The following is a 14270-nucleotide window of genomic DNA, read 5'->3' as shown; positions in this document are numbered from 1 at the left end:
GCCGAAAGTAGTTGGGGGTCTCCCCCTGTGAGGATAGGACGTTGCCAGGCCAACGCGAAAGACGATCGAGCATCCGCTCGGTCGTCTTTTTTTCTGTTTGAAGCGGTGTCGCAGTTGCGACATCGCTTTTCGTTTGCCTTTTTTTGAATCAATGATAGAATATAGTCAAAAGTCAAAGATGGTCAGAGGGTGGTGGAGATGAGAAACATATCGGATGTAATCGAACAGTATTTGAAGCAAGTGCTGAAGGAGAGTCAGGCCGAAGCAATCGAGATTAAACGGCAAGATATTGCCAAGCGTTTCGAATGTGTTCCGTCTCAAATCAACTACGTCATTAATACGCGCTTTACGGTCGAGAAGGGCTATCTTGTCGAAAGTAAGCGTGGGGGCGGGGGATATATTCGCATTCGCCGCGTAATTTTACATGAAAAGCAAGACGTGTTGGTCAGCTTGATGGATATTTTACAAGACCATCCTCGTCTTTCCGAACAGCTTGTCGAGAACATCTTGATTCGCTTATTTGAAGAAGGGATGTTGAGTGAGCGGGAAGTGCGCTTGTTATATCATTTATTGTCTGATGAAGCGCTTGGGTTACACGCTGACGATCGTCACTTGATTCGAAGACAACAGTTACTCGCATTAATGAAGTTACTTAGTTACCATTGACCGACGGAGGCATAAAGAGATGTTATGCGAACGATGCAAACGGCGACCTGCCATCAATGAGATCCAAGTAGTCGAGAACGGGATACCGGTGACGAGACGACTATGTCGTCAATGTACAGTTGAACTGATGGCAGGTTACGTACCAGCTGTGAAACGGTGCCCGGGCTGTCAATTGACACAAACTGAATTAGCTCATCTTCGAAAAGCGGGCTGTACCACTTGTTATACCGTCTTTCGCGAAGAATTGATTAAAATCACACGTCAGTATCAACAAGGCCATGATGAACATGTAGGTTCGATGCCAGATGCGTTACGGACTCCCGACGAGCGAATCGAAGAGCGACTTGCAAAGTTAGCAGGGGAGTTGGAACGAGCCGTCGAACAAGAAGATTATGAACGCGCAGCCAGGCTGAAAAAAGAGATCAATCAATTGAAAGGGCGAGGTGAGGCGTGATGGAGTCTTATCTTAAACATCCACTTGGTCCTAAAATGAGAGAGCGAGCCAAGTTAGATGATTTGGTCATCTCGACTCGCATTCGTCTAGCGCGCAATTTAAAAGACACCGTCTTTTCTCCTGTATTATCGGAGGAAGGACAGCAACAACTTTGTGAACGGATTGAAGCGTCACTTGGAGGATTGCAAGGTTTTGAGTATTTGCATATGGGTGCTTATGATCAGGTGACCCGACAAGCGCTCGTTGAAAAGCATTTGATTAGCCCTACGATTGCCGCGAAAGAACAAAGTGCCGTCTTTTTAAGTGATGATGAGACGATCAGCGTACTCATCAATGAAGAAGACCATTTACGAATTCAAACTCTACTCCCAGGTTATCAAGTAGAAGAGGCTTTCGAACTGGCAAGACGTGTCGATGCTCTCTGTGGGGAGTCCCTTCCTTACGCATTTGATGAACAGCTAGGTTATTTGACAACATGTCCGAGTAATATCGGGACGGGTCTACGAGCCTCGGTGATGCTTCATCTACCAGGACTGACGTTGACCGGACGGATAACTCCTATTCTAAAAGAACTTCGGAAGCTCGGATATACGATTCGGGGACGTTACGGGGAAGGCAGTGATGCGGCGGGGCGACTGTTCCAATTATCGAACCAACGCACGTTAGGGAGCCATGAAACCCAACTGTTAACCGACTTCATGGAGATTACGGAACAAGTCATTCAGGCAGAGCGACAAGCCCGCGAAGAGTTATTGGCTCGCAACCAGGACGAGTTAGAAGATCAGTTTTATCGCTCGTATGGGATTTTACGCTATGCAAAACTGCTATCGTCAACAGAAGCTGTCGAACGCCTATCCGATCTTCACTTGGCGAGTGACCTGGGTATTTTATCGGATTGGAGTCCACCTCAGTTTCACGAATTGATTGTAAAGCTTCAATCAGGTTTCCTACAAAAGCATTTCGGGAAAACATTATCTACGAAAGAACGAGATCGCGAACGTGCGACGCTCGTTCGTCGAACGTTAGATCATGGGTTAGTTTGATCCAACTTTAAGGAGGTTTTGTCAATGATGTTTGGTCGATTTACAGAACGAGCTCAGCGCGTATTAGCTTTAGCACAAGAGGAAGCAGTACGGCTTGGCCATCATAATATCGGTACGGAGCACATTTTACTCGGACTTGTTCGCGAGGGAGAAGGGATTGCCGCTAAGGCACTGTTCGCTCTCGGACTTACGTCTGAAAAGATTCAGCAAGAAGTGGAGGCACTCATCGGACGAGGTTCAGAAAACGGATCGACGATTCACTATACGCCACGTGCGAAAAAAGTGATTGAGCTATCGATGGATGAAGCACGGAAACTTGGTCACTCTTATGTCGGGACTGAACACATTCTCCTCGGCGTCATTCGCGAAGGAGAAGGGGTAGCAGCTCGAGTCTTGAACAACCTTGGGATCAGCTTGACGAAGGCGCGTCAGCAAGTGCTCCAGCTCTTAGGAAACACTGAGTCGTCAGCTAATGCATCACAACCAGGTACAAGTGCTGCTACACCGACGCTTGACGGCTTAGCTCGTGATTTGACACAGCAAGCGCGAGAATCCCGTCTTGATCCGGTCATCGGTCGCTCAGGCGAAATTCAACGTGTCATCGAAGTGTTATCACGCCGGACGAAAAACAACCCGGTCCTCATCGGGGAACCAGGGGTCGGGAAGACGGCAGTCGTCGAAGGGCTCGCCCAACAGATCATCAACAATGAAGTACCGGAAACACTTCGGAATAAGCGCGTCATGGTGCTGGATATGGGTACACTCGTCGCTGGAACGAAGTACCGCGGTGAATTTGAAGATCGTTTGAAAAAAGTGATGGATGAGATTCGCCAAGCTGGGAACGTCATTCTTTTCATTGACGAGTTGCATACGTTAATTGGTGCTGGGGGTGCAGAAGGCGCCATCGATGCATCGAATATCTTGAAACCGTCACTCGCACGTGGCGAACTTCAATGTATTGGTGCGACGACACTCGATGAGTATCGTAAATATATCGAGAAGGATGCCGCGCTCGAACGTCGCTTCCAACCAATTCAAGTCAATGAACCGACGACGGATGAGGCAGAACAAATTCTCTTCGGGTTACGTGACCGTTACGAGGCGCACCATCGCGTCACAATCACAGATGAAGCGATTCATGAGGCCGTCGTTCTCTCGGACCGCTACATCTCGGACCGTTTCCTTCCAGATAAAGCGATTGACCTCGTCGATGAGGCTGCTTCGAAAGTAAGACTTCGCTCATTCACGGCACCGCCAAACTTGAAAGAACTCGAGGCTCGTCTTGAGTCGATTCGTAAAGAAAAAGATTCGGCTGTACAGAGTCAAGAGTTCGAGAAGGCTGCCTCACTACGCGATACCGAGCAGAAACTTCGAGATGAACTCGAACAGCTCAAATCGGAATGGCAGAATAAGCAAGGGAACGAAAAACTCGAAGTAACGAAAGAAGATATCGCGCAAGTCGTCGCCAACTGGACAGGTGTACCGGTGACGAAGATTGCCGAAGAAGAGACAGATCGTCTCCTCAAACTCGAATCGATTCTCCACGGCCGAGTCATCGGTCAAGATGAGGCTGTCAAATCGATTTCGCGGGCGATTCGCCGGGCTCGTGCCGGATTGAAAGATCCGAAACGTCCGATTGGTTCGTTCGTCTTCCTTGGACCAACTGGTGTCGGGAAAACCGAGTTGGCTCGGGCTGTGGCTGAAGCGTTGTTCGGTGACGAAGACGCCATCATCCGAATCGACATGTCGGAGTACATGGAGAAACACGCGACGAGTCGTCTCGTTGGATCGCCTCCAGGTTACGTTGGTTATGAAGAAGGCGGTCAATTGACAGAGAAGGTTCGCCGCAAGCCATATTCGGTCATCTTGCTTGATGAGATTGAAAAGGCTCACCCTGAAGTGTTCAACATCTTGCTCCAAGTGCTCGATGACGGTCGCTTGACTGACTCGAAAGGGCGTACGGTAGACTTCCGGAACACGGTCATCATCATGACGTCAAACGTCGGTGCAGCAGCGCTCAAACGGAACAAGTATGTCGGGTTCACCGTTGAAGATGATGTGAAGCGTGAATATACGGAAATGAAAGATAAAGTTATGGAAGAGTTGAAGAAGGCGTTCCGTCCCGAGTTCTTGAACCGGATTGACGAGATTACCGTCTTCCACTCGCTCCAAAAAGAACACATCCAAGAAATCGTCAAACTTATGGCCGAGACACTTACAAAACGTCTCGGAGAACAAGGGATTGATTTCAGCTTGACGGAATCGGCGCTCGAGAAAATCGCCGAAGTCGGGTACGATCCGGAATACGGGGCTCGTCCACTCCGCCGTGCGCTCCAGCGTGAGGTTGAGGACCGACTCTCAGAATCGATGCTCAGTGGCAGCATTACAAAAGGCAGCAAAGTGGCGCTCGATGTACAGGATGGCGAATTCGTCGTCCGTAATGAAGGTGTCGTTCAGTAACTACAAGGCTCCCTCTCTCGTGTGAGGGGGCTTTTTTAGACGGAAAGGAACATCATGGCAAAAATTAAAACGAAGTACGTATGTCAGTCATGCGGATACGAATCCGCAAAATGGATGGGACGTTGCCCAGGTTGTAACGAGTGGAATACGCTCGTCGAAGAATTTGTCGAAGAGAAAAAGGCGAAGCGGGGAGCCGCATTCGTCCATAGCTCCTCGAGACAGTTGAAGCCAGAACGTCTGTCGGACGTCGTGTCGCAAGAAGAGACGCGCGTCCATACGAACAGTCAAGAGTTTGACCGGGTGCTCGGTGGCGGTATTGTCCCAGGCTCGCTCGTCCTCGTCGGTGGGGACCCGGGAATCGGGAAGTCGACGATTCTCCTCCAAGTGAGTGCCCATTTGGCTCATAGTGGACGGAAAGTGCTCTATATTTCCGGGGAAGAATCGCTCAAACAGACGAAACTCCGAGCCGAACGGCTCGGTCTGCCGACTGAAGACTTATATGTCCTCGCAGAGACGGACATGTTGATGATTGAACGAGTCATCGATGAAGAAGAACCGGGGTTCGTCATCATCGACTCGATTCAAACCGTTTATATGGATGAAATCCAATCGGCGCCAGGTAGTGTCGCCCAAGTCCGGGAATGTACGGCAGCGCTCATGAAAATCGCTAAAACGCGAGGAGTGGCTGTCTTTATCGTCGGTCACGTGACGAAACAAGGTTCGATTGCCGGTCCTCGTCTGCTCGAGCACATGGTGGATGCGGTCCTTTACTTCGAAGGGGAGCGTCACCATACGTTCCGAATTTTACGTGCCGTCAAAAACCGGTTCGGTTCGACGAACGAGATTGGCATCTTTGAAATGAAAGAAGGCGGGCTCGAAGAAGTGCTCAACCCGTCTGAAATCTTCTTGGAAGAACGAACTGCTGGCGTCTCGGGCTCCACCGTCGTCGCATCGATGGAAGGGACGCGGACCGTGCTCGTCGAGTTACAGGCACTCATCTCGCCGACCTCGTTCGGGAACCCGCGCCGGATGGCGACCGGGATTGACCAGAACCGGGTCGCCCTTCTCATGGCCGTGCTCGAGAAGCGTTCAGGTCTCTTGCTCCAAACGCAAGACGCTTATTTGAAGGCGGCCGGGGGCGTCAAATTGGACGAACCGGCCATCGACTTGGCCATCTGTATTTCGATCGCATCAAGCTTCCGGGACCGTCCGACCCGTCCGACGGATGTATGTATCGGCGAAGTCGGATTGACCGGTGAGGTACGGCGGGTGTCACGGATTGAGCAACGTGTCGCTGAAGCGGCCAAGCTTGGTTTCACCCGGGCCATCATTCCGAAAAACAACCTCGGGGGCTGGACAGCCCCGCCTGGTATCGATGTCGTCGGTGTCAGTACTGTCGATGAAGCGCTCCAACTCGCTATCCCGTTCTGACGGGGCGCTTCCGGCAGTTTTTAACGCTTTGTAACGAACGCTTTCAAAAGAACCGTGTTACAATGAAAGTGTTAATTTCTTGAAATTTTAATTCATAATGAAGGAGGTGGAATGAGTGAAGATTGCTGTACGAATCGGATTTATATTGATCGGACTCGTCGTCGGTTGGTTTGGAATTATCGAAGCGATGTTGCTATTAGGCGACCTTGGTGTGAGTGTACCGGCTTGGTTGACGATTCCTTACGTTGCTAGTTTGATTGGTGGACTTATCTTCTTCATTCTTAGTTTATTCTTGACCGATGGGGTCGTTAAATTTATCCGTTTTATCGAAGAACGGCTTGTCCGTTTGCCGGTCGGCGATATTTTGTTTGGCTCGATCGGATTGATTATTGGTTTGTTGATCGCCTTTTTGATCAGCGTCTCGTTAGAAGTGACGAATATCTTCTTGCTCAGCAAGATTGTACCGATTTTTGTGACCGCTCTGTTCGGTTACTTCGGCTTTGCCGTCGGTTACCGGAAGCGGAATGAATGGATTAAACTGTTCGTCAAAAGTGAACGAGAGAAGCCGGCCGCGGAACCATTGCGCCGCTCTAACGATAAAATTTTGGATACGAGCGTCATCATCGATGGTCGAATCGCTGATATCTCGAAGACCGGTTTCATCGAAGGGACACTCATCGTGCCGCAGTTCGTCATCGGTGAGCTTCAATATATTGCGGACTCGTCGGATACGCTGAAGCGTAACCGGGGCCGTCGCGGTCTTGATATTTTAAAAGAGTTACAAGACAACGATCGGATCGAAGTGGAAATCTATGATGGGGATTTTGAAGACGTCGCCGAAGTGGATATCAAATTGATCAAGTTGGCCGAATTGAAAAAAGGCATCGTCGTCACGAACGACTACAACTTGAACAAAGTGTGTGAAGTTCGGAACGTCCCAGTATTGAACATTAACGATTTGGCCAACTCGGTCAAACAGATCGTCATTCCAGGAGAAGAGATGGTCGTGACGGTCATTAAAGAAGGAAAAGAACAAAATCAAGGTGTCGCCTATCTCGAAGATGGCACGATGGTCGTCGTTGAAGGTGGGCGCAAGCTGATCTCGAAGACGTTACCCGTTGTCGTCACGAGCGTGCTTCAGACGTCGGCTGGCCGCATGATTTTTGCTCGTCCTGAATAAATAAGTGGAAAAAGAGACGCATCGGCGCTCTCTTTTTTCGCGAAAAGGGGTGAATGGAATGGTACGCTATACGGTTGTCATTCCGGCCGCAGGAAAAGGAAAGCGGATGGGAGCCGATGAGAATAAGTTGATGCTGACGCTGCAAGGAAAACCGATTATCGTCTGGACCGTGTCAGCGTTCGCGAGAGATGCGTGGTGCGCGCGCATCGTGCTCGCGGTGCGTCCTGAGGAGCAAGCGTGGTTCGAGCAGCAGTTGCGTCATGTCCAAACCCCGATTACATATGTGACGGGTGGGGAAGAACGACAACAGAGCGTTCGAGCCGGATTGCAAGTCGTCAATCCCGAAGATGTCGTCTTGATTCATGACGGGGCACGGCCATTTGTGCGCCTTGACCAACTTCATGCCATCGCCGAAGCGGCCAAGACGGCAGGGGCGATTCTCGCTGTTCCGGTCAAAGATACGGTGAAACAAGTGACGGACGGACACATCACGCAGACGGTGCCGCGTGAGGCACTATGGTTGGCGCAGACGCCCCAAGCGTTTCCGGCAGGCGCCATTCAAGCCGCCCATGAGCGGGCAGAAGCTGCTCGTTTTATCGGGACGGATGATGCCAGTCTATTCGAATGGACCGGGCAACGGGTGATGATTATCCCGGGGGATTACCACAACATTAAAATGACGACCCCGGAAGATTTATTATTTGGTGAAGCGATTTTAACGAAGGAGGACTATCGATGAGAATCGGACAAGGATTTGATGTACATGCGTTCGCCGAAGGGCGTCCGCTCATTTTAGGGGGAATCGAGATTCCACACGACCGCGGCCTGCTTGGCCACTCGGATGCGGACGTCTTGTTGCATACGATTGCCGATGCAGCGCTCGGAGCGATTGCGGCGGGGGATATCGGCAAGCATTTCCCGGATACGGACCCGGAATTTAAGGACGCGGACTCGAAAGTGTTGTTGCAGCACGTCTGGCAACTCGTCAAAGCGGAAGGCTATGTGCTCGGCAACGTCGATGCGACAGTGATGGCGGAGCGGCCGAAGCTTCGCACGTACATCGACGATATGCGAGCGGTCATCGCCGAGTTGCTCGAAGCGGACATCAGCCAAGTGAACGTCAAAGCGACGACGACTGAAAAGCTAGGCTTCACCGGACGTGAAGAAGGAATTGCCGCCCAGGCGGTCATCCTGCTCAACCGCGCTTGACAAAAGTGGTATACTATTTGGGCAGAAGAGAAGAAAGGTGGAAATATTATGAGTGAAGTGCGCGTACGCTATGCGCCGAGTCCGACGGGTCACCTTCATATTGGGAACGCCCGGACCGCGCTATTTAACTATTTGTATGCTCGCCATGCCGGCGGGAAGATGATTCTCCGAATCGAGGACACGGACCAAAAGCGGAACGTGGAAAACGGTGTCGAGAGTCAGATGAAGTATTTGGAATGGCTCGGAATCGATTGGGATGAAGGTCCAGGTCGCGGCGGCGATCATGGTCCTTACTTCCAAATGGAACGACTCGACCTTTACAATAAATACGTGAACGAGTTGATGGACAACGGACTCGCCTATAAATGCTATATGACGTCTGAAGAACTCGAGGCGGAGCGTGAGGCTCAAATCGCACGCGGCGAAGCACCGCGGTATTCGGGTGCACATCGTAACTTGAGCGACGAAGAGCAAGCTGCGTTCGAAGCCGAAGGACGTAAACCGTCGATTCGGATTCGTGTACCAGAGTCGGTCACATATAAGTGGACTGATGTCGTCAAAGGCGACGTCTCGTTCGAGTCGAAAGACTTCGGAGACTGGGTCATCGTCAAACAGGACGGCATCCCGACGTATAACTTCGCTGTCGTCGTCGACGATCACTTGATGAAAATCAGCCACGTGTTGCGCGGGGATGATCATATCGCTAACACACCGAAACAGATGATGGTCTATGACGCTCTCGGTTGGGACTATCCGGCGTTTGGTCATATGACATTGATTTATAACGAGAACCATAAGAAGTTATCGAAGCGTGATGAGTCGATTATTCAGTTTATCGAACAATACGCTGATCTCGGATACCTTCCAGGGGCACTCTTTAACTTCATCTCGCTCCTCGGTTGGTCGCCGGTCGGAGAAGAGGAGATCTTCACGAAAGAAGCGTTCATCGAGATGTTTGATGCGAGTCGTTTGTCGAAGAGCCCGGCCGTCTTTGACCAACAGAAGCTTGCTTGGATCAACAGCGTCTATATGAAACAGGCTTCGCTTGACGAAGTGGTGGCACTCAGTTTACCATTCTTACAAGAAGCAGGACGTTTACCGAACGCCTTGTCGATAGAACAAGCCGATTGGGCGACAGCGTTGATCGCCCTCTATAAAGAACAAATGACACACGGTGCTGAAATCGTGACGTTGACGGACCTGTTCTTTAAAGACGAGGTCGAATACGACGAAGAGGCCAATGCGGTCCTCGCTGGAGAAACGGTACCGGCTGTCCTCGCCGAATTCAAGGCTCAACTTGAAGCAATCGAAGACTTCACACCGGAAGCCGTCAAAGCAGCGACGAAAGCGACACAAAAGGCGACTGGCCAAAAAGGAAAGAACTTGTTCATGCCGATCCGGGTCGCGACGACCGGGCAGACGCACGGACCAGAGCTTCCGAACGCCATTTCACTAATTGGCAAAGAGCGTGTCTTGGCACGTCTCACAACATTATTAGCTTAAAGGCAACGATGAGGAAAGTAAGCGGTATGACACTTAACAGAGACTAGAACCTAGGCTGGAAGTTCTAGAAGCGTCCCCCGTCGAAGTGCACCTCGGAGCCGTTCCGGCGATACGTAGTCGGGACCGCGACTCGGCGTTAACGAGACATGAGAGGGGAACTTTCCCAAACAGAGTGGAACCGCGCTTACGGCGTCTCTGTGCCTTGGCACAGGGGCGTCTTTGTTTTTGATATGGAAAAGGAGAACAATTATGGGATTTTGGAAAAGTGTGAGCGCCGATATACGAAACGTGCTCGAACTCGACCCGGCCGCAAGATCAAAAATAGAGGTCGTCTTGACCTATCCAGGGTTACACGCCCTGTGGGCACATCGAATCGCGCACGGTCTATGGACGCGCAAAGTCAAGTTAATGGCGAAGTTAATCGCGCAGACGAGCCGTTGGTTGACGGGAATTGAGATTCATCCCGGTGCGGTCATCGGTGAACGTCTCTTTATCGATCACGGGTTTGGCATCGTCATTGGTGAGACGGCGATTATCGGTAACAATGTAACGATTTATCAGGGCGTGACGCTCGGCGGAACGGGAAAAGAGAAAGGGAAACGTCACCCGACGATCGGGAATGATGTCCTCATCTCTGCCGGGGCGAAAGTGCTCGGCAATATCACGATTGGCGATTGCGTCAAAATCGGGGCGAGTTCTGTCGTTTTAAAAGACGTCCCATCCGACTCGACGGTCGTCGGGATTCCAGGCCGGGTCGTCATCCGGAACGGCGAACGGGTTAAGCAGCATGATCTCGATCACCGCTTCCCCGACCCGGACCGCGAGTGCCAAGAGCGGCTGGAACGTGCCGTCGCTCAGCTAGAAGACAAACTTGCTTCATTAGAGAAACGGATGGAGGAGAATACACATGATTCAGTTTTACAACAGCCTCACGAATAAAAAAGAGCCGTTTGTACCAATCGTACCTGGGAAAGTGTCGATGTATGTATGTGGACCGACCGTTTACAATTACATTCACGTCGGCAATGCTCGTCCAGCGATTGCCTTTGATACGGTCCGCCGCTACTTGACGTATCGAGGCTATGACGTCAAATACGTCCTCAACTTTACAGATGTCGACGATAAAATCATTCGGACCGCCAATGAGCTCGGAGAAGACGTCGGTACGTTGACGAATCGGTATATCGACGCGTATTTGGCAGACACGGGTGCTTTGAACGTATTGCCGGCGGACGTCCATCCACGTGTCACGGACACGATGGAAGAGATTATCACATTCATCCGCGAACTCGAGACGCAGGACTTTGCGTATGAAGCAGGCGGGGACGTCTATTTCCGGACGCGTAAGTTTGAGACGTATGGCAAATTGAGCCAGCAGTCGATTGAAGACTTACGCGCGGGATCACGTGTCGACGTCGGGGAAAAGAAAGAAGACCCGCTCGATTTCGTCTTGTGGAAAGCCGCGAAACCAGGTGAGCCGGCATGGGAGAGTCCATGGGGACAAGGTCGTCCAGGCTGGCACATCGAGTGTTCAGCGATGGCGAAAAAACACCTTGGCACGACGATCGACATTCACGCCGGGGGCCATGACTTGAAGTTCCCGCACCACGAGAACGAGATTGCCCAATCGGAGGCGTGCAACCATACGAAGTTCGCCAACTATTGGCTGCATAACGGATTCATCAATATCGAGAACGAGAAGATGTCCAAATCGCTCGGCAACTTCCTACTCGTCCATGAGGCGTTGAAAGAAGTCGATGCGATGGTGCTCCGCTTCTTCATGTTGTCGGTCCATTATCGCCATCCGATCAACTACAGTCGTGAGTTGATTGAACAAGCGGCGAACGGATGGGATCGCATCAAGGAAGCATACCAAAACGTCGCGTACCGCCTGTCGGTCACAGCTGGTCTTGAAGAACCGAGTGAAGCGATGGAACGCAAGCTCGCGACAATTAAAACCACGTTCATCGAAGCGATGGATGATGATATCAATACGGCGAACGCGGTGACGGTCTTATTCGACTTGGCGCGTGAAGCCAATATCTACGCAAAGGCGGACCACGTCTCGAAAACGACGTTGGAACACGTGATCGCCCTGTTCGAAGAGTTGACGGGCGTGCTCGGTTTAACGATTGCGAACGAAGTGGAACTGCTTGACGCGGAAATCGATCAATTGATTCAAGAGCGGAACACGGCCCGGGCGGAGCGAAACTTCGCGCGTGCCGATGAGATTCGTGACCTCTTGAAAGACCAGAACATTCAACTCGAAGATACGGCCCAAGGGGTGCGGTGGAAGCGGTTATGAAGCAACAGGCTCCTCAACTGAACGCTCTCGCCCTCGCCTATATGGGGGACGCCGTCTATGAGATGGCGGTACGCAAACGACTGCTCGGACAAGGGATGACGAAGCCGAACGATCTCCACCGCGGCGCCATCCGCTACGTAAATGCGGCCGCCCAGGCTGGGGTCGTGACCCACTGGCTCGAGACAGGCATCTTGAGCGAAGATGAAACGGCCGTTGTCCGCCGCGGGAAGAACGCGAAATCTGGTTCAATCCCAAAGCGGACAGATGTTCATACGTATCGCTACTCGACCGCGTTCGAAGCATTGATTGGTTACACATATCTAATGGAAAGAAGGGATCGTCTTGAAGAACTCATCGAACAAGCGTTCGCATGGCTCGAAACCGAGTCATTCGAAACGACATGACGGAGCAAGGGAGCAACGCTCATTCGATCGTCCACGCGGCGAACGGAATGACCGCCCACGCGGCGAACGGAATGACCGTCCACGTGGTGAACGGAACGACCGTCCGCAACGTCAGAAACTAGAACGGCCGGACTACCAAGAAGTCGATGTGATGGAAGAAGGAATCGATTTTTTATACGGGCGCAACCCGGTCATGGAAGCACTCCGGAGCGGACGTGACATGAACAAGGTCTTCATCATGGAAGGCCAACAGAAAGGGCCACTCGCCCAAATCATCGGGATGGCTAACGAGGCGTCGGTCCAAATCTCATTCGTCCCGAAGACGAAACTCGAGAAGATGGCCGGCAGTGAACATCACCAAGGCGTTGTCGCCGCGGTCGCCGCTTACGAATATAAGTCGGTTGAAGACATGTTCGCACTCGCTGAGTCGAAAGGTGAAACGCCGCTCTTCATCTTGCTCGATGAGCTCGAAGACCCGCACAACCTCGGTTCGATTCTTCGGACGGCGGATGCGGTCGGAGCCCACGGAATCATCATTCCGAAGCGCCGCTCGGTTGGATTGACGCAGACGGTGGCGAAAGCCTCGACGGGTGCGATTGAGTATATCCCGGTCGCACGCGTCACGAACTTGACGCGGACGCTTGAAGAGTTGAAAGAGAAAGGACTATGGGTCGTCGGGACGGACGCGAGCGAGAGCCAAGATTATCGCCGCCTCGATGGGAACATGCCGCTCGTCGTTGTCATCGGTAGTGAGGGCAAAGGGATGAGCCGCCTCGTGCGGGAGTCGTGTGACTTCCTCGTCCATATGCCGATGGTTGGTCATGTCACATCGCTGAACGCCTCGGTCGCGGCCGCGCTTCTATTGTATGAAGTGCACCGCTCACGTAACCCATTGTCATGAGTATCAAGAAACGGGAACTGCTCCTCGTGGATGGGTATAACATCATTGGCGCTTGGCCACACCTTCGCAAACTGCGCGACATCGATTTTGAGAAGGCACGTACCGACTTGATTGAAGCGATGGCCGAGTATCAGGCGGTCACAGGTCGTGAAGTGACGATTGTCTTCGATGCGCATATGCGTTATGGACGAGAGTCGAAAGCGAAACAGAGTCGGATCGCGGTCATCTACACGAAAGAGAACGAGACCGCGGACGAATGGATTGAGCGGCGGGCCCATGAACTCGTCGATGATCGTCTCGTCACGTTATTCGTCGCGACGAACGATTTCACCGAGCAATGGGTCATCTTCGGTCAAGGCGCCCTCCGCGTGCCCGCGGCCGAACTGCTCAAAGATTGGAAACAAGCGCAGCAGTTAATCGCCCAAGAGCGGTCGGCGCTTGAGCAGGACCGATCCAACCGAAAAACAATCGACCTCACGCCAGATGTGCGGGCCCGATTGGAAGAAATTCGTCGTCGTAAATGAAGCGGTGACGAAACTCACGGACGAGTTCATGAAATGGACTCGTCTTTGTTTTTAATTTGACATTTTTTTGGAAAGAAATGTTGTATACTATTACATGTATGAGTTACACGAATTGTAATTGACGGAATTTTTAGAATTTTATTTGACGGTCGTTTTAAACGGCGCCTATAATGAGAGCACAAACTTACAT

14 protein-coding genes and 1 other annotated feature are annotated in these 14270 nt (G+C 51.6%); all 14 genes read left to right on the top strand.

What is annotated here, in order from left to right:
- Window positions 1–198 precede the first annotated feature (198 nt).
- The 14 genes from KNP71_RS14250 to KNP71_RS14185 all read left to right on the top strand — a co-directional run bounded on the left by KNP71_RS14250 (window position 199) and on the right by KNP71_RS14185 (window position 14080).
- Window positions 199–666 (top strand): CtsR family transcriptional regulator, encoded by a 468-nt coding sequence (locus KNP71_RS14250; protein WP_021066575.1) that lies wholly within the window; start codon window positions 199–201, stop codon window positions 664–666.
- A 19-nt stretch (window positions 667–685) separates the two neighbouring features.
- On the top strand, window positions 686–1120 hold the full coding sequence (locus tag KNP71_RS14245; RefSeq protein ID WP_029594416.1) for a UvrB/UvrC motif-containing protein: 435 nt from the start codon (window positions 686–688) through the stop codon (window positions 1118–1120).
- The gene (locus tag KNP71_RS14240; protein WP_021066577.1) at window positions 1120–2163 is read left to right on the top strand and encodes a protein arginine kinase; all 1044 of its coding nucleotides are present in this window, start codon (window positions 1120–1122) and stop codon (window positions 2161–2163) included. Before KNP71_RS14245 ends, KNP71_RS14240 begins: the two co-directional genes overlap by 1 nt.
- A gap of 24 nt (window positions 2164–2187) precedes the next feature.
- Entirely contained in the window at window positions 2188–4623 is a 2436-nt protein-coding gene (gene clpC, locus KNP71_RS14235; RefSeq protein ID WP_214830929.1) for an ATP-dependent protease ATP-binding subunit ClpC, read from the top strand.
- A gap of 54 nt (window positions 4624–4677) precedes the next feature.
- Complete coding sequence (gene radA / locus KNP71_RS14230) at window positions 4678–6054, top strand: DNA repair protein RadA (RefSeq protein WP_021066579.1); 1377 nt, start codon at window positions 4678–4680, stop codon at window positions 6052–6054.
- Between the two features lie 115 nt (window positions 6055–6169).
- Window positions 6170–7234 carry a PIN/TRAM domain-containing protein gene (locus tag KNP71_RS14225; protein ID WP_021066580.1) on the top strand — a complete coding sequence of 355 codons (1065 nt, stop codon included), beginning with the start codon at window positions 6170–6172 and terminating at the stop codon, window positions 7232–7234.
- A 58-nt stretch (window positions 7235–7292) separates the two neighbouring features.
- Window positions 7293–7973 carry a 2-C-methyl-D-erythritol 4-phosphate cytidylyltransferase gene (ispD, locus tag KNP71_RS14220; protein WP_029594420.1) on the top strand — a complete coding sequence of 227 codons (681 nt, stop codon included), beginning with the start codon at window positions 7293–7295 and terminating at the stop codon, window positions 7971–7973.
- The gene (ispF, locus tag KNP71_RS14215; protein ID WP_021066582.1) at window positions 7970–8443 is read left to right on the top strand and encodes a 2-C-methyl-D-erythritol 2,4-cyclodiphosphate synthase; all 474 of its coding nucleotides are present in this window, start codon (window positions 7970–7972) and stop codon (window positions 8441–8443) included. Before ispD ends, ispF begins: the two co-directional genes overlap by 4 nt.
- 45 nt (window positions 8444–8488) lie before the next feature.
- Window positions 8489–9946 (top strand): glutamate--tRNA ligase, encoded by a 1458-nt coding sequence (gltX, locus tag KNP71_RS14210; RefSeq protein WP_198922703.1) that lies wholly within the window; start codon window positions 8489–8491, stop codon window positions 9944–9946.
- Window positions 9943–10146: a binding site (T-box leader), on the top strand. It overlaps the preceding gene by 4 nt.
- Window positions 10147–10195: 49 nt before the next feature.
- A complete protein-coding gene (cysE, locus tag KNP71_RS14205) occupies window positions 10196–10885 on the top strand; it encodes a serine O-acetyltransferase (protein ID WP_021066584.1) in 690 nt (229 codons plus the stop codon).
- Window positions 10854–12251, top strand: a complete 1398-nt coding sequence (gene cysS, locus KNP71_RS14200; protein WP_021066585.1) for a cysteine--tRNA ligase — start codon at window positions 10854–10856, stop codon at window positions 12249–12251. The genes cysE and cysS overlap by 32 nt, the downstream gene beginning before the upstream one ends.
- A complete protein-coding gene (locus KNP71_RS14195; RefSeq protein WP_021066586.1) occupies window positions 12248–12655 on the top strand; it encodes a Mini-ribonuclease 3 in 408 nt (135 codons plus the stop codon). The genes cysS and KNP71_RS14195 overlap by 4 nt, the downstream gene beginning before the upstream one ends.
- A gap of 151 nt (window positions 12656–12806) precedes the next feature.
- Window positions 12807–13556 (top strand): 23S rRNA (guanosine(2251)-2'-O)-methyltransferase RlmB, encoded by a 750-nt coding sequence (gene rlmB, locus KNP71_RS14190; RefSeq protein WP_029594424.1) that lies wholly within the window; start codon window positions 12807–12809, stop codon window positions 13554–13556.
- On the top strand, window positions 13553–14080 hold the full coding sequence (locus tag KNP71_RS14185; RefSeq protein WP_029594425.1) for an NYN domain-containing protein: 528 nt from the start codon (window positions 13553–13555) through the stop codon (window positions 14078–14080). The genes rlmB and KNP71_RS14185 overlap by 4 nt, the downstream gene beginning before the upstream one ends.
- The last annotated feature ends 190 nt before the right edge of the window (window positions 14081–14270 follow it).

The organism is Exiguobacterium sp. s56, from assembly GCF_018618255.1.
Classification (GTDB): Bacteria; Bacillota; Bacilli; order Exiguobacteriales; family Exiguobacteriaceae; genus Exiguobacterium; species Exiguobacterium chiriqhucha.
This window is presented reverse-complemented; position numbering and strand designations above follow the sequence as displayed.

Bases quoted from the DNA above. Each gene is read 5' to 3' on its own strand.
- KNP71_RS14250 (WP_021066575.1), top strand. From the start codon at position 199: ATGAGAAACATATCGGATGTAATCGAACAGTATTTGAAGCAAGTGCTG.
- KNP71_RS14245 (WP_029594416.1), top strand. From the start codon at position 686: ATGTTATGCGAACGATGCAAACGGCGACCTGCCATCAATGAGATCCAA.
- KNP71_RS14240 (WP_021066577.1), top strand. From the start codon at position 1,120: ATGGAGTCTTATCTTAAACATCCACTTGGTCCTAAAATGAGAGAGCGA.
- clpC (WP_214830929.1), top strand. From the start codon at position 2,188: ATGATGTTTGGTCGATTTACAGAACGAGCTCAGCGCGTATTAGCTTTA.
- radA (WP_021066579.1), top strand. From the start codon at position 4,678: ATGGCAAAAATTAAAACGAAGTACGTATGTCAGTCATGCGGATACGAA.
- ispD (WP_029594420.1), top strand. From the start codon at position 7,293: ATGGTACGCTATACGGTTGTCATTCCGGCCGCAGGAAAAGGAAAGCGG.
- ispF (WP_021066582.1), top strand. From the start codon at position 7,970: ATGAGAATCGGACAAGGATTTGATGTACATGCGTTCGCCGAAGGGCGT.
- cysE (WP_021066584.1), top strand. From the start codon at position 10,196: ATGGGATTTTGGAAAAGTGTGAGCGCCGATATACGAAACGTGCTCGAA.
- cysS (WP_021066585.1), top strand. From the start codon at position 10,854: ATGATTCAGTTTTACAACAGCCTCACGAATAAAAAAGAGCCGTTTGTA.
- KNP71_RS14195 (WP_021066586.1), top strand. From the start codon at position 12,248: ATGAAGCAACAGGCTCCTCAACTGAACGCTCTCGCCCTCGCCTATATG.
- rlmB (WP_029594424.1), top strand. From the start codon at position 12,807: ATGGAAGAAGGAATCGATTTTTTATACGGGCGCAACCCGGTCATGGAA.
- KNP71_RS14185 (WP_029594425.1), top strand. From the start codon at position 13,553: ATGAGTATCAAGAAACGGGAACTGCTCCTCGTGGATGGGTATAACATC.